The sequence below is a fragment of the Streptomyces sp. NBC_00576 genome, assembly GCF_036345175.1.
Taxonomy (GTDB): domain Bacteria; phylum Actinomycetota; class Actinomycetes; order Streptomycetales; family Streptomycetaceae; genus Streptomyces.
In genome coordinates this window covers 1,186,846-1,206,828 of record NZ_CP107780.1, presented here as the reverse complement: position 1 = coordinate 1,206,828, position 19,983 = coordinate 1,186,846, and the positions used below count along the sequence as shown (strand labels likewise).

Sequence of the window (19,983 nt, the reverse complement as noted above, 5' to 3'; positions counted from 1 at the left end):
CTGTTCCGGCCCCCCCGCCCCGAACTCGCCTCCGAGAGGGTTCCGATGCCCCGCTACACCTTCGTCCTCAACGGCAAACCGGTCACTGTCGAGGCCCCGGCCGACATGCCGCTGCTGTGGGTGCTGCGCGACCTGCTGCAGGTGACCGGCCCCAAGTACGGCTGCGGCGTCGGGGTCTGCCGCGCCTGCACCAGTCATCTCGACGGCGCCGAGATCCAGCCCTGTGTCGTGCCCGTCGCCGACTGCGCGGACCGCAAGGTCACCACCATCGAGGGGCTGGCCGACGGCGACACCCTGCACCCCGTCCAGAAGGCGTGGCTCGACCGCGACGTCGCCCAGTGCGGCTTCTGCCAGCCCGGGCAGATCATGGCGGCGGCGGCGCTGCTCCGGCGGACGTCCGAGCCGACCGACGCGGACATCGACGCCATCGAGAACGTCTGCCGCTGCGGCACGTACTCCCGGATCCGCGAAGCCATCAAACAGGCCGCCGCGGAGACCGAGGGCTGATCTGCGGGGCAGAAGCAGGTCGGCCGGTATTGGCGAGTTCAGTGCCTCGATGGCCGATATGGGTATGCTGTCGCGGAATGATTCCATCGGCCTGATCCTGATGTGACGTTTCTGCGTAAAAGCGCCGCCCCGGCAGTCGTGGGGATTTTATAGCACGATGCGCTGGGCGCCGGATGTGGTTCTTTCTTTTTCCATTCGGACGAGTGGTAGGCAATCGGCTCGGTTTGTCCGTGAGTTGACCCGGACAGTCCTTTCCCGTCGGGTTGGGGATAGGACGTGCGAATATTCTGGTTCGCACCCAAGGAATCATTTCGGGGCCGTGTACTGCATGAATTCGGAAGCCCGCTCAGATGAGTTCGTAATCGTCGATCGAGTCACTCATGAAGCCGAGGGAGAAATTCTTCGGGAGTTGTCCTGGGGAGAGATCGCCGGCCACCGGGAACGACTGATGCGACTGGTCCGCCAGCGGCTGCCGACCGCCCAGGACGCGGAGGACTGCGTCCAGGAGACGATGTTGAGGGCGGCGGCCCACGACAACCTCGACCGGGAGCGGATCGGGCCCTTTCTGACCTCGGTCGCGCTGCGGCTGTGTGTCGACCACTATCGCGAACTGGAGCGCAGACGGCGGCTGGTGGGCCGTACCGCGCACGTCAGCAGGCCCGAGCTGCCGGACGAGGACGTGTGCGACGAGGACTTCGGACGCTGGCTGCTGCGCCAGGTCCAGCAGCTGCGGGGCCGTGAGCGTCAGGTCATGCTGGCCCGCGCCGACGGTATCTCCACGATGGAGTTCGCCCGTATGCACCAGATCTCGCTGAAGGCGGCCGAGGGCGCGTTCACCCGGGGGCGGGCGCGGCTGCGGCTCGTGTGCGCCCAGACGCTGGACGGGGTCGCGGCACACCACAGGTAACGGACGGCCGAAATATAATTCGGTGGATGTCCGGCCTCTTGTGAACGACTTCCGGGTTACGGGAGTTCAGTCGACAGGGAAGGCATCGTAGTGGGCAGGAACAATGCGCAGGACACGATGAAGGACTTCATCGGCGATATCGCCGACAGTACGAAGAAGGCCTTCGACGAAATTCTCGACCGAAGGGGCGACGACTCCCGTGGCGCGGACTGGATCTCCGCGGGGAATCCGTACCAGGTGCTGAACGGATTGCCCGGGGATGTGCTGCGAACCGTCAGTGCGCTCTCAGCGCTCGGCGGGGTGGCAAATCCCGTGGCGGCACTGGCGAACGCCGCGGGCGTCGCCGGCGGCGCCGCCAATCCGCTCGCCGCTCTGACGGGCGCCGCCCCCAATCCGTTGGCCGCTCTCACCGGCGCGGCCCCGAACCCCCTCGCCGCACTCACCGGCGGGGGCGCGAATCCGCTGGCCATGCTCGGACAGGTGGCGGGCGGGGCGTCGTCGGCCGTGTCGGGAGCGGCCGACATGGCGGAGGGGCTGGCGGCACTGCCACGCCAGATCGCCCAGCTCTCCGAGCTCGTCGCGAACCTGGTCGGCGTCCTGGAGAGCGTCCAGGGAGTCGCCGGAGCGGTGACGGGCGGTGGCGGCCGGGCGCCGGCGGCGAGGAAGAGCGGCTGACACAGGGCAGCTGACGGCGGGGCGGGGCCGGTACCGCCCCGCCGGGTCGGCCACCGCCCACTCCCACACCCCGTACGCACGCACGCACTTCAGGAAACGCGGCACACACAGAAGGTCGTGACACATGGGCAGTGCCCTGCTCGGCAGTCGGCTTCGGCTGGTCGTGAAGGTGCTGGGAAGTCTCGCAGCCGAAGAGGCCGGCCGACTGGCCCGGGACCGGCGCCGCTCCCGGCGCGGAACCGACGGCGAGGACGACGGAGCGGAGGGCGACGACGGATCCCGGCGCGCCAGGGCCGTACGGCACGCGCTCGAAAGTCTCGGCCCCTTCTACGTGAAGCTCGGGCAGATCCTCTCCACCCGGCCGGACATGGTGCCCGCCTCCATGATCGCCGAGCTGCAGAACCTGCACGACCAGGTCGACGTGCAGCCCTTCGCCGTCTTCGAACCCGTGCTCAGGGACCAGCTCGGACCGGACTGGAAGCTCCGCTTCGACGACATCGACACCGTACGACCGCTCGGCGCGGCCTCCCTCGCCCAGGTGTACCGGGTCACCCTGCCCGGCGGGCGCCCGGCGGTGGTGAAGGTGCAGCGGCCCGGCATCCGGGACGCGGTCCGCGCCGACATGGCCCTGATGCGCAAGGCGTCCAGGATCCTCGCCCGCACCGCACCCCGCTTCAACGAGGTCATCGACATGGAGGCGATGCTCGGCTCGATCTTCGACGCCATGGAACCGGAACTCGACTTCACCGGCGAGGCCCGCAACATGGACGAGGCCCGCGAGCACATCCGGCGGTATCCGACCCTGGCGGTGCCCCGGGTCATCCACGCCACCCCCAAGGTGCTGGTGCAGTCCCTCGCGCCCGGCGCCTCCGTACGGCATCTCGACCGCGGCACGTTCAGCGACCGGGAGCGCACCGAGATCGGCAAGGACCTGCTGCGCTTCATGTACCGCGGCTACTTCGTCGACCGCATGTTCCACGCCGACCCGCACGCCGGCAATGTCTTCGCGCTGCCCGGCGGCCCGGCCACGCTCATCGACTGGGGCATGATCGGCCGCCTCGACCGGCGTACGAGCCTGCAACTGCTGCCCCTCCTCATGGCCCTCGCCCAGAACGACGGCCACGGCCTCGCCTGGGCCTGGGCGGACATGGGGCGGGTCACCCCGTGGTCCAACCTGCCCGCGTTCGCCGCCGACATGGCCGCGCTGGTGCCCAAGGTCGCCACGGCCTCCCTGGAGGACATCAACTTCGGGGTGTCCCTGACGACCGTGCTGGAGAAGGCGACCAAGCGGGGCATCGGCTCGGCGCCCGCCATCTCCCTGCTGGGCAAGTCCTTCGCCAACCTGGAGGGTTCGGTGCGCTGCCTGGCTCCGGACATCGCCCTCGCGGACGTCTTCAAGGCGGAGGCGCGGGGGATCGTCATGGCTCTGCTGCGCGAGTACTTCTCGCTCGACCAGGCGGCCCGCAACACGATGGACTTCCTGTCCTTCGCCGTGTCCGCCCCCGAGCAGCTGCGTGGCCTCCTCTCCGACGCCGCGAACCGGCAGTTCGCCCTCCAGCTCCACGAACCGCACACCCCGGCCGGCATGGGAGGGCAGCGGCCCTGGACCCCCTCGCGGGGTCTGCTGGCGCTCGGTGCCGCCGCCCTCCTCTTCGACCGCCGCCGCCCGCATCACTGAACGGGGTCTCGGCCCACCCGTCGCGCCACGTCGCGCATCGACTCCGCCAGGGTCGTGAGGAAGAGCCGTACCTCGTCGTCGCCGACGATCGCGGGTGGTGTCAGGCGCAGCACCCGGGAGGCGTTGAGGGAGTGGTTCACGAGGACGCCCCGGCCGACCAGTTCGAGGATCAGCTCGCCGACGGCCCGCTCCTCGGTGAACTCCAGGCCGATCAGCAGTCCCCGTCCGCGCACCTCACGGACGAGCCCGCCGAGGTACGGCGCGCAGACCGCGCGGACGCCCGCGAGCAGTCGCTCGCCGAGCGTGCGGGCCCGGGCGACGACATCCTCCCTGGCCAGCGCCTCGACCGCGGCCCGCGCCGCCGCACAGGCGATCGGCGAGGCGGCGAACGTCGAGGTGTGGAGGTAGGGGTCACGGGAGAACGGGCCGTACGCCGCCCCGGTCGCGACCATCGCCGCGACGGGCACCACCCCGCCGCTCAGCCCCTTGCCGACGAGGAGGACGTCCGGTGTGACCTGCCCGGCGCCCTCGACACCCTCCTGCCCCTCCCCGTCCAGACCCCACCACGAGCCCAGCCGTCCCAGTCCCGTCTGGATCTCGTCGACGATCAGGAAGGCGCCGTACGCCCGGCACAGTCGGCTCACCTCCGCCAGATATCCCGGTGGCGGAATCCGTACCCCGCCCTCGCCCTGCACCGGCTCGACGATCACACAGGCCCGTTCGCCGAGCAGGCCGAGCATCGCTTCCAGCGCGTCCGGGTCGCCGTACGGGACGACGTTGCTGTCCGGCAGCAGCGGACGGAACGGCTCCTGGTACTTGGCGTTGGCGGTGGCGGAGAGCGCGCCCAGAGTCTTGCCGTGGTAGCCGCCGGCCGTGCTGACCAGCGCGGTGTGCCCATGGGCGCGCGCCAGTTTCAGGCCCGCCTCGGTCGCCTCCGCGCCGGAGTTGACGAAGTGCACCCGGTCGAGGCCGGCCGGGGTGCGGGCGGCGAGGGCCTCGGCGGCGCGGGCCGCGACCGGCTCCAGGAAGACCCGGGAGGCCAGTGGATGGGCGTCCAGCTGGCAGTGCACGGCCGCTGTCACGGCGGGGTGCCGGTGGCCCAGGATGAAGACCCCGTAGCCGCCGAAGTCGAGGTAGCGGCGGCCGTCGTCGGTGAAGATCCACGCCCCCTCGGACGCGGTCTCCAGCATGCCGCCGAGCACGGTTCCCATGACGGCACGGCCGGAGGAGAGGTGCTCGCGGTAGAGGTGGGCGATGCGATCGCGGCTGTCGACCGTGGCGTCGGTGGGGGCTGTGGTGGCTGTGGGTTCGATGTCCGGCCGGAGCAGGGAGCCGACAGGGACGGTGGGGACAGTGGTCACGACGCCAACTCCCTTGTCTGGGTTGCCTTCTGGGATACGGCGGAGGCAGTCGCCGACTGGCTGCGCTGTCGGCCGCGCATTCCGCCCGGGCGGACGGCCCAGGCGACCAGATTGCGTACCAGGGCCTGGCGCAGCTCGTCCTTCGACACCGGACGGCCGCAGTGCGGTGTGCCGAGGGACGACTCGAAGGGCAGCGCCCGCTGGAAGACCAGCAGCAGTTCCGCGTACGTGTGGAAGCGGCGGCGCAGCGACTCCGGGAACGTGGGCCCCTCGATCAGCGGCAGCAGCAGCCGGTGCACCGACTCCAGCGGAATCAGCCGGGGCGGATGCGGCCGGGGCCCGTACAGGTCGGCGAACTCCAGGCAGGTGTCGATGACTTCGGTCTGGAGCAGCACCTCCGAGCCGGCCGTCAGCCAGTACTCGCCGCCGGTGACCCCGCCGCGCATCAGGTCGCCCACCGCACGGGCGACGACATCCTGCGGCACCATGTCGATCCGCGAGTCCGGCCCGCCCGGCATGACCGGGACCTGGCCCTTGACGATGGCACCCAGCGCCCGCGTCAGCCCCTGTACCCCGGCGATCCGGCCGGTCACCGAGTCGCCCATCACCACCGACGGCCGCATGATCACCCCGGGCACCGGAGCCTCCCGCACCGCCTGTTCGGCCGCCGTCTTCGAGGCGAGATAGGCGGCGGCGCCGGGAAAGCGCTCCTGCTCCTCCGGGGCCAGCGGATTGGCGACGAACGCGGTGCTCATGTGGAAGAAGGGCGCGTCGGCGAGGGCGGCGAGGTCGAGCATCGTGCGGGTGCCGTCGAGATTGGCGCGCCGGATCAGGTCGGGCTCCCACTGCCAGTTGGTGGCGGCGGCGGAGTGCAGCACCAGGTCCACGTCGGCGGCGAGACGCGCGAACTCGACCCGGGACAATCCAAGTTGAGGCTCCATCAGATCGGCGCGGAACTCATGCACCCGCGGGTCGTTCACCGGGGTGCGATGGCGCAGACAGACGATGCGGAAGTCGGGCAGGAGCTCGTCGATCAGAGCTCTGCCGAGCACTCCGGTGCCACCTGTGAGCAGTACGGTGGGCCGGGTTCCGGTCCAGGATTCGGGCATGGCGAATTTCCCCCTCGGTCGGTTGGGCGTCGGTTGGCGTCAGGTCGTACGGCGCTGTGGGCCTCGTACCGGAAACCCTCAGGCGACCGTCAGCGGTGCCTCGTCCAGATACGCGGCCAGTGGGCCCGTCATCCGTGACCTCGACGGCGGGTGCAGGGCGAGACCGTTGGTGCAGGCGGCGAGGTAGCCGATCTCGTCCGAGGTCATGAAGCCGAGCCCGCCGAGCAGTTCCACCGCACGCGGGACAACACGGGCGAGCGCGTCCTGCACGGTGTAGCGGACGTACAGGGAATCGGCGAGCGCGGACTCGTCAGGGGTCGCCTCGTCCACCCGCCGGGCCAGGCCCTCCACGGCGGCCATCGCGCCCTCCGCCTCCACCAGCAGCCGCACCCGTTCGGCCTCGGGCACCCGGTCCTTGCGCAGCACCCGCTCCACCAGGGCGCTCGCGGCGCCGAGATAGCTGCCGGTCATCAGCAGCTCGAACCAGACGAGCCCGGCGGTCTGCACCTCGTCGAGCCGGGCCCCGGCCGGAGACGCGGTGCGCACCAGCAGTTCCGGTGGCACGAGGACGTTGTCCAGCGTGACCTGGTCGCTCTCGGCGCCCGCGAGGAAGCTGCTCGCCCAGAAGCCGCTGACGCTCAGCCCCTCCGTCTCGGCCGGCACCAGAGCCACGGCCAGTTCCTCGCCCTCGCCGTTCTCGCACGGCACCATCACGCTGGCGGTGAGCAGATCCATGGAACGGGCCAGACTGCACGGCCGTTTCACCCCGGTGATGCGTACGCCCTCGGGGGTCACCGTGGCGGACATCGCGGGGGAGAGGATGCCGGTGCCGCTGCGGCCCTCCGCGAAGCCGGACGCCATGAGCCGGTTGTCGGCCGCGACGCCCTGGACGAGCATCCACTCCAGCCCCTCGCCCGTGCCGGACTCGCTCAGCCCGACGAGCGTGGCCATCGAGAAGTGGTGCATGGTCGTCGCCACGGCCAGCGAGGGGGAGCGGCTGCCCAGCGCCCGCTGCACCCGCACCGCTTCGAGGGCGGTGGCTCCCCGCCCCTGGAGGGCCGTCGGTGCCAGCAGCCCGGGGCCCCCGCACTCACGGAACAACCCGATGCCCGGACTCTTCGGGCTCTCCAGCGTCATCAGCGGCAGGGCCCGCAGCCCGTCGTCGAGGCCGGGCAGCAACTTGGTGAGGGCCGCGCGCTCGCGCTCCAGGAATCTCATGTCGTCCCCTGCTTTCTGGGTCCTCGAAGCCCGTCGGCGTCGTCGTTTCTCTGTTCACGAGCTTTACGAGCCAACTGGGAGGACCCCTCGGCGGAGGGGACACGGAGGTCTGCCGGGCCCGGCGCCGTCCGCCGTGCGAGACGCCCTTGACGTGGGCCGTGAGCCGATCGACACTCCCCTTGGGAATCCTAGTGAAAAGGTAGGGAAACGTGATGCGCGTGGAGTCGAGAGCCAGTCGGGTGGTTCACACACCCAGGCCGACCCCGCTGCTGACCTCCCGCCGACACATAGACCTCCAGCGCGTCTGCAGCTCCCTCAGCCCTCAGCACTGAGCCCGGCCGCCCTCCACGCGCCATACCGGCGGCCCACGACTACGCCTTCCGCCGCGCGTACGTCTGCGCACCACACCTGGGGAGACTCATGTCCGTCACACCACTGGCCGCCACCTCCGCCCGCCCCGGCCCCGCCTTCCGCGGCCGACTCGGCCGGGACTCGCGCAGCGGCCACTACGCCGTGCCGCGCCGCTACCGCCTCCACCTGTCCCCGGCCGACCCCGACTGTCTCCGGATCGCCGTCACCCACAGCCTCCTTGGCCTTGACGCGGCCTGTCCGGTCACCGAGTTGCCGGCCGTCCCCGACGCCCCGGCGGCGGCCACTCCGCACTGCGCCCGCTGTACGAGGCGAGCGCACACCGCTACTCCGGCGCGGCCACTGCCCCCGTACTCAGCGACGACTGGTCGGGGCGGATCGTCAGCACGCACACCCCGGACATCCTGCGCGACCTGTCCCGGCACTTCGGTGCCGGCCGCCCCACGCTGTACCCGTGCGGCCTGGAGGCGGAGATCGAGGCCGTCGAGCGGTTGTGCGCCCACGGCATCGACGCGGCGGCCCAGCGAGCGGGAGATGCCGTCGGCGAGGACGACGAGCGTGCCGACGCGCTCGCCTCCCTGCTGCGCACCCTGGGCTCGCTGAACGCGCGGCTTGCTGCGGACCCGTATCTGCTGGGTCAGCAACTGACCGCTGCGGATGTGGAGTTGTGGGTCAGCCTGGTCCGCCTCGATACTGTGCACAGGTGGCACCTGGACGCTGCGGCTGTGCACCGCGTTGCCGATCATCCGGCCCTGTGGGCCTATGCCCGCCGTCTTGCCGCCCATCCGGCCTTCGGGCCGCACCTCGACCTCGACGCGATCGCCCGTCGGCACCATGCCGATTGCCGGGGGCTGGAGGCGGCTGGGGCGGCTGTGCAGATCCTGGACTGGGCGGCGTATGCGGGGCGCTCCGCGGGATAGGCGGTTTGTTGGCTGCGGGCCGGTGGGGGCTGGTCGCGCCCCGCGGCGGAGCCGCATGTCGACACAGCCCCGCGCCCCTTTGGGGCGCTGCCGTTGTTCATCCGGCCGACACAAAGAGCCGGAACACCCAACGTCATCGCATTGTTGACCACATCGTGCCGAAGCCAATTCCGTGCCGTCCGAGGTTGTACTCGCGGCGGCACATCGACCTGCTGCGTGTGGCAGGCGCGCTCTGTCGTTCCTGAGCCGCTGTCTCGTTCCTTCGTGCGGTCGATCAGGAAGGCACCACACTCGTGTCCTCGTCACACTCTTCTCTCCACCTCGCCGTCGCCCTCGACGGCGCCGGCTGGCACCCGGCCGCCTGGCGCGAACCCGTCGCCCGGCCCCGGGAGTTGTTCACCGCCCGCTACTGGGCCGACCTGGTCTCCGAGGCCGAGCGCGGGCTGCTCGACTTCGTGACCATCGAGGACGGCCTGGGCCTCCAGTCCTCGCACCCGCTCGAACAGGACGGCCGCACCGACCAGGTCCGGGGCCGCCTCGACGCGGTCCTGATCGCGGCCCGCGTCGCCCCCCTCACCCGGCACATAGGCATCGTCCCGGCGGTCGTCGCCACGCACACCGAGCCGTTCCATCTCTCCAAGGCGATCGCCACCCTCGACTACGTGAGCACCGGACGCGCGGGCCTGCGCGTCCAGATCACCGCCCGCCAGAACGAGGCCGCCCACTTCGGCCGCCGCCCGATACCGGACGTCGGCTCGCTGAACGACCCGCGTGCGTGGGAGTCGGTGGCCGGCCTCTTCGACGAGGCCGCCGACTACGTCGAGGTGGTCCGCCGGCTCTGGGACAGCTGGGAGGACGACGCGGAGATCCGCGACACCGCCACCGGCCGCTTCATCGACCGGGAGAAGCTGCACTACATCGACTTCGAGAGCCCGCACTTCAGTGTGAAGGGACCGTCGATCACCCCTCGCCCGCCCCAGGGGCAGCCGGTCGTCACCGCGCTGGCCCACGACACCGTCCCCTACCGGCTGGTGGCCCGCTCGGCCGACGTCGGCTACGTCACGCCGCACGACACGAGCCAGGCCCGCGCGATCGTCGAGGAGATCAGGGCCGAGCAGTCGGCGGCCGGCCGTGCCGGTGAACTCGTGCACGTCTTCGGTGACTTGGTGGTCTTCCTCGACGACACCCCGGCCGCCGCGACCGCCCGTTGGGAGCGCCTGGACGCCCTCGCGGGGTACGAATACACCAGTGACGCCCGGATCTTCGCCGGTACGCCCACCCAACTCGCCGACCTGCTCCAGGAGTTGGAGTCGGCCGGGCTGAGCGGCTTCCGGCTGCGGCCCGCCGTCGCCGGACACGACCTCCCGGCGATCACCCAGGGACTGGTCCCCGAACTCCAGCGCCGGGGCGTCTTCCGGCAGGCCTACGAGGCCGACACCCTGCGCGGGCTGTTGGGCCTGAGTCGCCCGGCCAACCGCTACGCCACCACTGCTGCTTCTGTCAGCGCCTGAGCCGGAGGGACCGTACGACCATGAGCAAGCCGCTGAAGCAGATCCATCTGGCCGCGCACTTCCCCGGTGTCAACAACACGACCGTGTGGAGCGACCCGCAGGCCGGCAGCCATATCGAGTTCAGCTCCTTCGCGCACTTCGCGCGGACCGCCGAACGCGCCAAGTTCGACTTCCTGTTCCTCGCCGAGGGGCTGCGGTTGCGTGAACAGGGCGGAAAAATATACGACTTGGACGTCGTGGGACGGCCCGACACCTTCACCGTGCTGGCCGCGCTCGCCGCCGTCACCGAGCGCCTCGGCCTCACGGGCACCATCAACTCCACCTTCAACGAGCCCTATGAGGTGGCCCGCCAGTTCGCCAGCCTCGACCACCTCTCCGACGGCCGCGCCGCCTGGAACGTCGTCACCTCCTGGGACGCCTTCACCGGCGAGAACTTCCGCCGCGGCGGCTTCCTCCCCCAGGAGGAGCGCTATTCACGGGCGAAGGAGTTCCTGCAGACCGCGGGCGAGCTCTTCGACTCCTGGCGCGGCGACGAGGTCCTCGCCGACCAGCAGACCGGCACCTTCCTGCAGGACGCGAAGGCCGGCGCGTTCGTGCACCAGGGGCAGCACTTCGACATCGAGGGCCAGTTCAACGTGCCCCGCTCCCCGCAGGGCCGCCCGGTGATCTTCCAGGCCGGTGACTCCGACGAGGGACGCGAGTTCGCCGCCTCGACCGCCGACGCGATCTTCAGCCGGTACGCCACCCTCAAGGAGGGCCAGGCCTTCTACGCGGACGTCAAGAACCGCCTCGCCAAGTACGGACGCCGCGCCGACCAGTTGCTGATCCTGCCCGCCGCGAGCTTCGTCCTCGGCGACACCGACGCCGAGGCGGAGGAACTGGCCCACGAGATACGCCGCCAGCAGGTCAGCGGCGCCACGGCGATCAAGCACCTGGAGTTCGTCTGGAACCGGGACCTGTCCGCGTACGACCCGGACGGCCCGTTGCCCGACATCGACCCCGACCTCGGGGAGCACACCATCGCCCGCGGCCGGGCCCAGGTGCGGATGTACCGGGACCCGCTGGCCACCGCCCGCGAGTGGCGGGAGCGCGCGGAGGCCAACAACTGGTCCATCCGAGACCTCGTCATCGAGACCGGCAACCGCCAGAACTTCGTCGGCTCCCCGGCGACGGTCGCCGCCACCATCAACGAGTTCGTCCAGGCCGACGCCAGCGACGGCTTCATTCTCGTCCCCCACATCACCCCGACCGGCCTCGACCCCTTCGCCGATCAGGTGGTCCCCCTGCTCCAGGAACGCGGCGTCTTCCGCACGGAGTACGAGGGCACCACCCTCCGCGACCACCTGGGCCTGGCCCACCCCGACGCCGAGGCGGCGGGGCAGCGGGCGGCGTCCTGACGGCGCCCCGGCGACGCCGCCACTCCGGCCGGTCGAACCGCAGCCCGACAGGTTCGAACACGGCGCACATGGCGTGGTCGAGGACGTCACCCTCCCCCCAGAAGGTGACGTCCTCGACCGCTCCCCCGAGTGCCCGATGGTGGCTTGGTTCGTCCGTGGCGGCCGTCATGTGCTGGTTTCTTCCCCCAGCTTCACCAGCACATGACGGCCGTTTCCCCCGATCCCCAGGTGGAGTAGAGGCGGACGCGGACGAAGTAGTGGCGGCCCTTGACGAGCCGGACCCTGACGTGGGCGGTGTGCGGAGCGCCGCCGTCGTCCTCGGCGGAGAGGTAACGGGGCTCGCCGTCGATCTCCTCGAAGACCGCGACGACCGTGTCGCTCTCCCCGAAGGTGCCGACGGTGTAGTCGCGGGTCTCCGGCGGCGCGATGCCGAAGTCGGCCTGCTCGCCCGCGCCGAGCCGCAGCGGAGCGGACCGGAACGGTACGAGTTCGGGCGGCCTGCGCGTGCCCGTCGGCGGATACCAGCGGAGCACGAACTCCTTGTCGGCCGGGGAGAGGGTCCCCGGCGGCCGAACCCCGGACCGGAACTGCTCCGGTTCGAGGATGAGCCCCGCCGAGAACGGATACTCCATGATCGACAGCGGGTCCCAGACGGAGCCGTTGACCTCGTCAGGGTCGAGCTTGCGCAGAATGTTGACGTATGTCTTGTCCCGGCCCCAGAAGTTCGGCGGCCCGGCAAGGTCGTCGTAGACGGCCTCGTCGTCCCAGTGGAGGCCGGCGAACGGGCTCTGGTGCTCGTGCAGCAGGCCCAGGGCGTGCCCGATCTCGTGCAGGGCCGTCGCGCGCTCCCCGGGCGCGGTCAGGTCCCAGCCGAAGTTCATCGTGCGCCGCCCCAGGCCCACCGAGAGTGCGTCCCGCCCGACCGTGGAGTACGAACCGTCACCGGTCTGGAACCCGATGCGCAGTTCGGCCTCCGAGCGGTCGCGCACCTCCACGAAGGAGAGCCCGATCCCCAGGTCGAGCCACTCCCTGAAACAGTCGCGGACGACATCGCGCTGTGCGGCGCCGCCGACCCACGACTCCCACCGGGTCTCCCCGGTCCCCGGCAGGGGGATGACCGAGCCGTCGCCGTCCCGGTCGAAGAAGTAGTAGTGGAGCACGGTGCCGTTCACCCACATCAGGCGCCCGGAGAGGAGCGCACTGAGCCGCTCGGCCGGCAACCCCGGTGGGAACGTGGGGGCCGGCTGCTGCGGGAGTGAGCAGAACCGTGCGTTCATGTGGAACAGGTTGCGGGTCACAGGCGCTCGGGCGCCTGAGTCGGGGGGTACTCAAGTCGGCCTGTATCAAAGCTGAGTAGCCCGGCTCTTGTTCAACGTGATGACTTTCGAACGGGACGCCAAGACCCTGGAACTGCCCTGGCCGTTCACCGGCCGGGACAACGAACTGGAGCTGATCCGCCGGTCACTGGCGGCCGAACGGCACGGCGTCGTGGTGACGGGTCCGGCCGGGCACGGCAAGACCCGTCTCGTCACGGAGGCCGTCCGAGGCACCGACTGCGCGAAGGTGATCGGCACGCCGGAGACCCGGGGCATCCCCTTCGCCGCGTTCGCCCACCTCCTCCCGGAGCAGGTCTCCTTGCACCGCGCGGTCCAACTCCTCACCGGTGTACGGAATTTGCTGGTCGACGACGCCCATCTGCTGGACGACTCCTCCGCCGCCCTGGTCCACCAGCTAGCGGTGCACGGACGTACCCGGCTGCTCGTGGTGGCGACGGACGGCGCCCCGGCGCCCGGCGCGGTGTCCCGGCTGTGGACCGGCGAGGTGCTGCCGCGGCTCGCGCTGGAGCCGCTGCCCCGCGAGGACACCGCCCAGCTGATCGCGGCCGGCGCCGGCGGCCAGGTCGAGCCGCTCACGGCACGACGCCTCCACCACCTCTGCCAAGGCGACCTGCGGCTGCTGCGCGACCTGATCGGTGCGGTGCGCGAACGCGGCGAACTCACCTTGGAAGCAGGCGAGTTGATGTGGCGTGGCCCGGTTCCGGTGACGACGGCGGTGCGTGAACGAGCCGGGCAGGCCCTGGACCGCGCCCGCGCCGAGGAGCGGGACGTGCTGGAACGCCTGGCGTTCAGCGAACCGCTCCCGCTGGACCTCGCGGCCCTGGATCTGCGCGCGCTGGAGTCCCTCGAAGCCGACGGCCTGATCCGCGTCGACGCCCTGTCCGAGGTCCGCCTCGCCCACCCACTGCACGGCCCCGTCCTGCGCGCGGTCGCCGGGCGACTCCGGGCCCGGCGGCTGTCCCGCACCCCGGCCGAGTGCGCGTCTGCCCTGGACACGGAGCGTGCGGAACTGGCCGACCGGATCGAACGCACCGACGTCCAGGAGCCGGCGGGCCCCGTCGGAGACTGGCTGACGGCCGAGAACACGGCTCCGCACCCCGCCGTACCGGCCGACTACGCGACCGTACGGGCCCGCTTCGCCCGACTGCGCGGAGAACTGCGCGAGGCCTTGTCCTGGGCCAGGGAAGGCTTGCGCGCCGCCCCGGGCGACCGGCCCTGCCGTACGGAACTGGCGCTGGCGGCAGCCCAGTTGAGTGAGGTCGCCACCGTGGGCGAGGCCCTCGCCGGCCACGCGTTCCCCGGGCGGGCGACCACCTGGCTACGGTCGGCGCACGGTGACCTCACCGGCGCCCTGGAGCCGACCACCGACCCCGACCCCGAGGACGGGGAGGGCGAGGCGTACGTCCTCTACGACGCCGTACGCCTCGGGGCCCCGCACCTGGTCGCGGACCGGCTCGCCCAACTGCCCGGCGAGCAGGCCGAACCCCTGGCCCGGCACGCCGACGCACTCGTCCGCCAGGACGGCCCCGCGCTGGACCGTGCCGCCGAACTCCTGGAGCGGCGGGGCCTGTTGCTCTTCGCGGCCGAGGCACACGCCCAGGCCGTCCCGGCACACCGCGACCCGCGCGCCGCCCGCAGGTCCCGCTCCCGTGCGATGACCCTGGCCCGACGCTGCCAGGGCGCCCGCACCCCGGCCCTGTCCGGTCTCGTACTCGGCGAACTCACCGCCCGCCAGCGCCAGATCGTCACCCTGGCGGCGGCGGGCCTGAGCAACCGCCAGATCGCGGACCGTCTGACGCTGTCCATCCGTACGGTCGGCAACCATCTGTACAGCGCGTACACGCGCCTCGGTGCGAGCGACCGGGGCGCCCTCCCGTGGCTGCTGGAGGAGGTGCCGGCCGCGCAGTCGGCGTGACCGCCGGGGGCGTTTCAGCGGGCTCTGGTGGCCCCGAACGCCGAGAACGCGCGGCCGACCGTCGTCTGGTGCGTCGCGTCCGCCGCGGCGTCGACCGGCGCCCTCCCGTGGCTGCTGGACGAAGCCCCGGCCGCGCAGCCCGCGTGACCGCCGGGGGTCGGCTCAGGCGGAGCCGAAGGCCGAGAACGCCCACCCCGTCGCCTGGTGGGTCGCGTCGCCGGGCAGGGACGCGCGGGCGTCGCGGAGGGCCTCGGCGAGGGAGAGGCCCACGCTGAGACCCTTGTGGAGGGCCAGCATCAGGGGGACCACCGCCGCGTCGTTGACCGGCGCGCTGCTCGCCACCACACCCGCCGTGCCCAGCGGCAGCAACGCCGTGACCAGGCCGAGGAGTTCGTCCGCGCCCACCGTCGCGAGGCGGCCGGTGTCGCAGCTGGACAGGATGATCCGGTAGGGACTGCGGCCGAGGCGTTCGAAGTCGTGGACGATGAGCGGGCCGTCGGCCATCCGCAGCGACGAGAAGAGCGGACTGTCCGCCCGGAAGGTGCCGTGGGCCGCGATATGGGCCAGCGCGGCCCCGTCGAGCGCGTCCAGCACCGCCGGTACGCGCGCGCCCTCGTGTTCGAGGACCGTCGGTCTGCCGTACCGGTCGACCAGGTCGGGCACCTCCGCCCCACCGCTCGCCAGGCCCGGCCCCCGTACGAGGACATGCCGGCCGCCCGGCGGGGGCCCGGTCTCCTGGGCGCGCAGCCAACTGCTCGCCGACGGGGACACGCTGAGCACCCGCTCCCGCAGCGAGGGCAGCAGGGCCCAGGGGACCCGGTGCAGCCGCCCCGGCGGGACCACGACCACCGGGCCGGAGCCCAGATGCGGCACCGCCGCGCCCAGCAGCAACTCCTCCAGCCGGCGGCCCGACGCCTCCAGTACCGGCAGCCTGCCCTCCGCCCCTGGGTGCGCGAGCCGCCGCAGCCCGGCCTGTACGTGCTCCGCCTCCGTCACCGCGTCCGCGATCAGCCCCGCCTCGAAACGGCGCACCCGCCCCTCGCCGCACAGCAGCACCTGCACCCGGCCGTCGACGACGGCGATCTCGATCAACCGCGCACCGCTGCCGAGACGTTCGAGCAGCCGACCGGGTTCGAAGCGGCTCCCGCTGCCGGGGGACTCGCCGCGGATGTGGAGGGTGCGGGAGCGCACCTCCCGTTCCAGGCGCCGCTGTTCGCGCTCCAGCGCCGGTACGGGACGGCCGTCGATCCGGGCCTCCTCCGCGCGGGCGGCGATCTCCCGGAAGGCGGTCAGGCTCTGCACGAGCGCCAGGTCGTCGGGGGGCCGGGCGGGCGGCGCCGACAGGACCGTGGCCCGCCACCGCTCGCTCCACACCAGCAGCCGCCGAGGCCCGCCGGACACCAGGGTCACCCGCTGCGCCAGCGCGGCCAGTTCGGCGCCCTGCGCGGTGGCCCGGGCCCGCAGTTCCGAAGCGCCGAGCGTCATCCGGTGGTCGTCCAGGACGGCGAGCCCGCGCCAGCAGGCCTCCAGCACGCCCCGCCCCGACCCGGCCGCCTCCGCGCGCAGCGCCTGTGCCGCCCAGCCCGTCATCCGCGCCAACGGCGGACCGACGCGCCGACTGCGGGCGGCGATCCTCAGATGCTTCTCCGCGTCCTCGGTCCAGCCCAGCGCGAGCGCGATCCGGCCGGCGAGCAGCGATGCCTCGGGCGCGGCCGGCGAACCGAAGGCGGCAAGCCGGTCGGCAACCGCCGCCGCGTCCGCGACGAGCCGCCCCGAGGTCCGCCCGGTCGCGACCCGCGCATCGAGCAGCACCAGCCGGGCGTGCGCCTCCCACCAGCTGCGCCGCTGCCCGGCGAACAGACGTACGGCCACGGCCGCACGGGCGATCGCGGTGTGCGGATCGTCCGCGAGCCGGGCGGCCTTCGCGGCGGTCAGCAGCAGCTCCGCCTTGCGGGTGCTCTGTCCGCCGATGCCGTCGAGCACACCGAGAGCCGCGTCGGCCTCCGCGACCGCCTCGGGAGCCAGCCCGGCGGCCATCAACACCTCGCAGCGCCGGATGTAGAACATGAAGATCGGCGTGCCCAGCCGGTCGTACCGCTCCGCCGCCTCGTCGAACAGCCGCAGCGCCGCCGGGATGTCGCCCGCCCGGTACGCGGCCAGCGCCCGGCTCTCGACGACGTCCGCCTTGTCGTGCTCCTGGCCGGTGGTGTCCCACATCTGTTCGGCGGCGGTGAAGTCGGCGTCGGCCCGCTCGGGGCGCCCGAGCGCCAGATGCACGGTGGCCCGCAGAGTCAGCGCCCGCGCCGTCCAGATGGTGTCGTCCGCCTGCCGCAGCACGGGAATGGCCCGCCGGACGTCGTCCAGCGCCTCGCGATGATGCCCGAGCACCCACCACGCGTACGCCCGCCGGTACAGCACGCGCGCGCGTGTATGGCCCGTACCCCGGTCGACGCCCTGCTCGAACGCCTCCAGGCCCTGCCGGGTACGGCCCGCGTGGACCAGTGCCACGCCGAGCGTGCCGAGAACGTCCGCCTCGCGCTCAGCCGACCCGGCGTCCGCCGCGAGATCGCGGGCGCGCCGCAGATGACGCAGGGCGATGCGCATGTCGCCGAAGTCCCGCTGCCACAGACCGATCACCTGATGGGCGACGGAGGCATGCAACGGCGTCGGATCGTTGCCGAGGACGTTCTCCGCGCGCGCGAGGGCGTCCTTCGGGCGGGCGAACACCATCGGAAGTAGTTCGAGAACCGTGTCGCTTCCCGCTGTCACCCAACGGATGGTAGTGCTCCGCGCGCACCGTCACACGGGTTTGGCCATGGATAACTCGCTGTCCATCGCTGATCGATCCCTGTATCAACAAATGTGCCGCGGCACGTGTATCACGCGAGGGCCCGGCGGCTCTCAATAGAGGCAACAGGGGATCGGTTCAAGGGGGAGGACATTCCATGGCACCTCAGCGTTTCCAGGAGCAGTTCGACCAGATCCAGCGCTCCATGCCCGGCGTCGAGCTGGCGACGGGGCCGGACGACGCTGCCGAGTTCATCTACGAGAAGGGCGTCGTCCTGGCCCGCGACGGCGAGGAGGCGCGGATCGTCGAGGACACCGTACGCGCGCACTTCACCACGTTCGCCGGCCTGACCGCCGACGAGGTGCGCCGGGCGAGCCCGGAGACCAACCGGTCGGGCATCACCCGGATCCGGGTCGGCGACCCGGGCCGGGGCGACCCGCGCGGCGACCGCGCGGTGGCGGGCGCGCTGCGCGCGCTCAGGGAGACGGAGGGCAACGCGGGGCGGCGCCTGATCAGCCGAAACCACGTGGTGCACATCGCCGTCAACGCCTGTCCCGGAGACGAGCCTGTGCCCGTTCCGTACACCGCGGGGCCCAACCCGGCGGTGGCCGAGAGCGGCTACGACGCGGACAGCGCCGTCGGCGTCCTGGTCATCGACACGGGTCTCACGCACGACTACGCGTCCTACCCGGCGATGGCCCACGTCCAGGGCGACACCCAGATCGACGAGTGCGACGCGAACGGTGTGCTCCAGCAGTACGCGGGGCACGGCACGTTCATCTCGGGACTCGTGGCGGCCGTCGCCCCCAACACGAACATCGTCTCCCGCAACACGCTCAACGAGGCCGGCGCGATCCTGGAGTCCGAGTTCGGCGACAAGCTCTTCGAGGCCGTCGAGCGCGACGGCTGGCCGCCCATCATCAGCCTCTCCGCGGGTACGTCGAACGGCAGCACGGAAGGCCTGCTCGGCCTCGCCGCGTTCATGGAGGCCCTGCGCGAGCAGCCGCGCACCCTGCTGGTCGCCGCCGCCGGCAACAACGCCAGCGCCACCCCCTTCTGGCCCGCCGCCTACGCCGACAAGCCCGAGTACGCCCAGTCCGTGATCTCCGTCGGCGCCCTGCGCAGCGACGGCGAGTTCGGCGCCTGCTTCACCAACCACGGCGCATGGGTGAAGGTCTACGCCCCCGGTGAGCGTCTCACCGGCGCACTCACCGGCTTCGAGGCACCGGTGCCGTACATCTACCAGCACAGCACCTACGAAACCTGCCGCCATCACTTCACCTACGCCTGCACCTGCCAGGCCCCCCAGCACCTCGGTGTGCTCTCGGGGGATCACGAGACCACCTCGGGCACCCCCGACCAGGTGATGTTCGAGGGGTTCGCGCAGTGGAGCGGCACCTCGTTCGCCACCCCGGTGGTCGCTGCGCTGATCGCCGCCCACATGACCGCCCACAAGGAGGCCGACCCGCGCGTTGCCCGTCAGCAACTCCTCGCGGCGAACACCGAGTTCGCGGAGGTCCGGGGAGCGGTCGTACCCGCGCTGATCCCGCCGACCTGGAGCCCGGTGCCGGTCGTGGACATCCCGCCCGCCATATGAGGTCAACAGGCCTCCGTACAAGGACAAATCGAGTGAGGACCATGCGCAGGACGAGTGGAGCACCCCCTTCCACGGCGTACGATGACTGGCCGTACACGAGGGGTGGGGACGTGGACCGAGCTGCGGTCGGCGCGTTGGTCCAGTCCGCCGTCGACGGTGACGCGGCGGGCTGGAAAGCGCTGGTGGAAGGGCTGAGCCCGCTGGTGTGGTCGGTGGCGCGCGCCCATCGGCTGTCCGACGCGGACGCGCACGAGGTGTACTCGACCGTCTGGTTCCGTTTCGCCCAGCATCTGGGCCGTATCCGTGAACCGGAGAAGGCGGGCTCGTGGCTCGCCAGCACCGCACGGCACGAGTGCCTCAAGGTCATCAAGAGCACCCACCGGATGACACCGACGGACGACGCCCAGCTACTCGACCGGATGAGCGACGACCGTACGCCCGAGCAGTGGGTGATCGAGTCCGAGGAGGCCTCCACCGAGGCGGAGCGCATCCGGAAGTTATGGCAGGAGTTCGAGGAACTCGGCGCCCGGTGCAGGCAGTTGCTGCGCATGCTGATGTCCGCGCCGCCCCCCAGCTATCAGGAGATCTCCGCCGGCCTCGGCGTAGCCGTCGGCAGCATCGGCCCCCTGCGCCAGCGCTGCCTGCGGCGGCTGCGGATACGGCTCGCCGCCCGGGGGGTGCTGTGAACAACGCG

The 19,983-nt window shown here is 71.7% G+C and carries 16 protein-coding genes and 1 pseudogene; 12 read left to right on the top strand and 5 right to left on the bottom strand.

All coding sequences use genetic code 11. From position 1 onward, the window contains the following. The first annotated feature begins 45 nt into the window (after nucleotides 1–45). From OG734_RS05170 to OG734_RS05155, 4 genes are all read left to right on the top strand, one after another. The gene (locus OG734_RS05170) at nucleotides 46–507 is read left to right on the top strand and encodes a (2Fe-2S)-binding protein (protein WP_330286266.1); all 462 of its coding nucleotides are present in this window, start codon (nucleotides 46–48) and stop codon (nucleotides 505–507) included. Between the two features lie 328 nt (nucleotides 508–835). Beyond that, nucleotides 836–1,414 carry an RNA polymerase sigma factor gene (locus OG734_RS05165; RefSeq protein WP_443064828.1) on the top strand — a complete coding sequence of 193 codons (579 nt, stop codon included), beginning with the start codon at nucleotides 836–838 and terminating at the stop codon, nucleotides 1,412–1,414. A 90-nt stretch (nucleotides 1,415–1,504) separates the two neighbouring features. Continuing rightward, nucleotides 1,505–2,089, top strand: a complete 585-nt coding sequence (locus tag OG734_RS05160) for a hypothetical protein (protein WP_330286264.1) — start codon at nucleotides 1,505–1,507, stop codon at nucleotides 2,087–2,089. A gap of 124 nt (nucleotides 2,090–2,213) precedes the next feature. Beyond that, complete coding sequence (locus tag OG734_RS05155; RefSeq protein ID WP_330286263.1) at nucleotides 2,214–3,767, top strand: ABC1 kinase family protein; 1,554 nt, start codon at nucleotides 2,214–2,216, stop codon at nucleotides 3,765–3,767. Here the strand turns inward: OG734_RS05155 and OG734_RS05150 are convergent. The 3 genes from OG734_RS05150 to OG734_RS05140 all read right to left on the bottom strand — a co-directional run bounded on the left by OG734_RS05150 (nucleotide 3,761) and on the right by OG734_RS05140 (nucleotide 7,455). Next, the gene (locus tag OG734_RS05150; RefSeq protein ID WP_443064827.1) at nucleotides 3,761–5,128 is read right to left on the bottom strand and encodes an aspartate aminotransferase family protein; all 1,368 of its coding nucleotides are present in this window, start codon (nucleotides 5,126–5,128) and stop codon (nucleotides 3,761–3,763) included. The two genes, OG734_RS05155 and OG734_RS05150, sit on opposite strands and share 7 nt — an antisense overlap. Beyond that, nucleotides 5,125–6,237, bottom strand: a complete 1,113-nt coding sequence (locus OG734_RS05145) for an SDR family oxidoreductase (RefSeq protein ID WP_330286262.1) — start codon at nucleotides 6,235–6,237, stop codon at nucleotides 5,125–5,127. Before OG734_RS05145 ends, OG734_RS05150 begins: the two co-directional genes overlap by 4 nt. Before the next feature lie 78 nt (nucleotides 6,238–6,315). Further along, nucleotides 6,316–7,455: an acyl-CoA dehydrogenase family protein gene (locus OG734_RS05140; protein ID WP_330286261.1), complete on the bottom strand. Its 1,140-nt coding sequence runs from the start codon at nucleotides 7,453–7,455 to the stop codon at nucleotides 6,316–6,318. Between the two features lie 212 nt (nucleotides 7,456–7,667). Here OG734_RS05140 and OG734_RS05135 point away from each other — a divergent pair, with 212 nt between their 5' ends. The 5 genes and pseudogenes from OG734_RS05135 (at nucleotide 7,668) to OG734_RS05120 (ending at nucleotide 11,652) form a co-directional block, all read left to right on the top strand. Continuing rightward, on the top strand, nucleotides 7,668–7,787 hold the full coding sequence (locus OG734_RS05135; protein ID WP_330286260.1) for a putative leader peptide: 120 nt from the start codon (nucleotides 7,668–7,670) through the stop codon (nucleotides 7,785–7,787). A gap of 88 nt (nucleotides 7,788–7,875) precedes the next feature. Next, nucleotides 7,876–8,744 (top strand): annotated as a pseudogene (locus OG734_RS05130) (glutathione S-transferase C-terminal domain-containing protein). Nucleotides 8,745–8,899: 155 nt separating this feature from the next. After that, on the top strand, nucleotides 8,900–8,989 hold the full coding sequence (locus OG734_RS47880; protein WP_443064826.1) for a putative leader peptide: 90 nt from the start codon (nucleotides 8,900–8,902) through the stop codon (nucleotides 8,987–8,989). Between the two features lie 48 nt (nucleotides 8,990–9,037). After that, a complete protein-coding gene (locus OG734_RS05125; protein ID WP_330286259.1) occupies nucleotides 9,038–10,255 on the top strand; it encodes an LLM class flavin-dependent oxidoreductase in 1,218 nt (405 codons plus the stop codon). 20 nt (nucleotides 10,256–10,275) lie between these two features. After that, nucleotides 10,276–11,652 carry an NtaA/DmoA family FMN-dependent monooxygenase gene (locus tag OG734_RS05120; RefSeq protein ID WP_330286258.1) on the top strand — a complete coding sequence of 459 codons (1,377 nt, stop codon included), beginning with the start codon at nucleotides 10,276–10,278 and terminating at the stop codon, nucleotides 11,650–11,652. A 191-nt stretch (nucleotides 11,653–11,843) separates the two neighbouring features. Here the strand turns inward: OG734_RS05120 and absR1 are convergent, their stop codons facing one another. Beyond that, nucleotides 11,844–12,929 carry a beta-glucuronidase AbsR1 gene (gene absR1 / locus OG734_RS05115; RefSeq protein WP_330286257.1) on the bottom strand — a complete coding sequence of 362 codons (1,086 nt, stop codon included), beginning with the start codon at nucleotides 12,927–12,929 and terminating at the stop codon, nucleotides 11,844–11,846. A gap of 100 nt (nucleotides 12,930–13,029) precedes the next feature. Here absR1 and OG734_RS05110 point away from each other — a divergent pair, with 100 nt between their 5' ends. Continuing rightward, nucleotides 13,030–14,904, top strand: a complete 1,875-nt coding sequence (locus OG734_RS05110) for a LuxR family transcriptional regulator AbsR2 (protein WP_330286256.1) — start codon at nucleotides 13,030–13,032, stop codon at nucleotides 14,902–14,904. Nucleotides 14,905–15,066: 162 nt separating this feature from the next. On the opposite strand, the gene OG734_RS05105 is transcribed toward OG734_RS05110, so the two are convergent. Further along, on the bottom strand, nucleotides 15,067–17,673 hold the full coding sequence (locus tag OG734_RS05105; RefSeq protein WP_443064825.1) for a CHAT domain-containing protein: 2,607 nt from the start codon (nucleotides 17,671–17,673) through the stop codon (nucleotides 15,067–15,069). Between the two features lie 176 nt (nucleotides 17,674–17,849). Between OG734_RS05105 and OG734_RS05100 the strand changes: the two genes are divergently transcribed. Both OG734_RS05100 and OG734_RS05095 read left to right on the top strand, forming a co-directional pair. Beyond that, nucleotides 17,850–19,289, top strand: a complete 1,440-nt coding sequence (locus tag OG734_RS05100; RefSeq protein WP_330286255.1) for a S8/S53 family peptidase — start codon at nucleotides 17,850–17,852, stop codon at nucleotides 19,287–19,289. Between the two features lie 41 nt (nucleotides 19,290–19,330). Next, complete coding sequence (locus OG734_RS05095) at nucleotides 19,331–19,975, top strand: RNA polymerase sigma factor (protein WP_330286254.1); 645 nt, start codon at nucleotides 19,331–19,333, stop codon at nucleotides 19,973–19,975. Nucleotides 19,976–19,983: the final 8 nt, after the last annotated feature.

Coding starts and splice junctions, on each gene's coding strand:
- OG734_RS05170 (WP_330286266.1), top strand. CDS start 46: ATGCCCCGCTACACCTTCGTCCTCAACGGCAAACCGGTCACTGTCGAG.
- OG734_RS05165 (WP_443064828.1), top strand. CDS start 836: ATGAATTCGGAAGCCCGCTCAGATGAGTTCGTAATCGTCGATCGAGTC.
- OG734_RS05155 (WP_330286263.1), top strand. CDS start 2,214: ATGGGCAGTGCCCTGCTCGGCAGTCGGCTTCGGCTGGTCGTGAAGGTG.
- OG734_RS05145 (WP_330286262.1), bottom strand. CDS start 6,237: ATGCCCGAATCCTGGACCGGAACCCGGCCCACCGTACTGCTCACAGGT.
- OG734_RS05140 (WP_330286261.1), bottom strand. CDS start 7,455: ATGAGATTCCTGGAGCGCGAGCGCGCGGCCCTCACCAAGTTGCTGCCC.
- OG734_RS05135 (WP_330286260.1), top strand. CDS start 7,668: ATGCGCGTGGAGTCGAGAGCCAGTCGGGTGGTTCACACACCCAGGCCG.
- OG734_RS05120 (WP_330286258.1), top strand. CDS start 10,276: ATGAGCAAGCCGCTGAAGCAGATCCATCTGGCCGCGCACTTCCCCGGT.
- absR1 (WP_330286257.1), bottom strand. CDS start 12,929: ATGAACGCACGGTTCTGCTCACTCCCGCAGCAGCCGGCCCCCACGTTC.
- OG734_RS05110 (WP_330286256.1), top strand. CDS start 13,030: ATGACTTTCGAACGGGACGCCAAGACCCTGGAACTGCCCTGGCCGTTC.
- OG734_RS05100 (WP_330286255.1), top strand. CDS start 17,850: ATGGCACCTCAGCGTTTCCAGGAGCAGTTCGACCAGATCCAGCGCTCC.
- OG734_RS05095 (WP_330286254.1), top strand. CDS start 19,331: ATGCGCAGGACGAGTGGAGCACCCCCTTCCACGGCGTACGATGACTGG.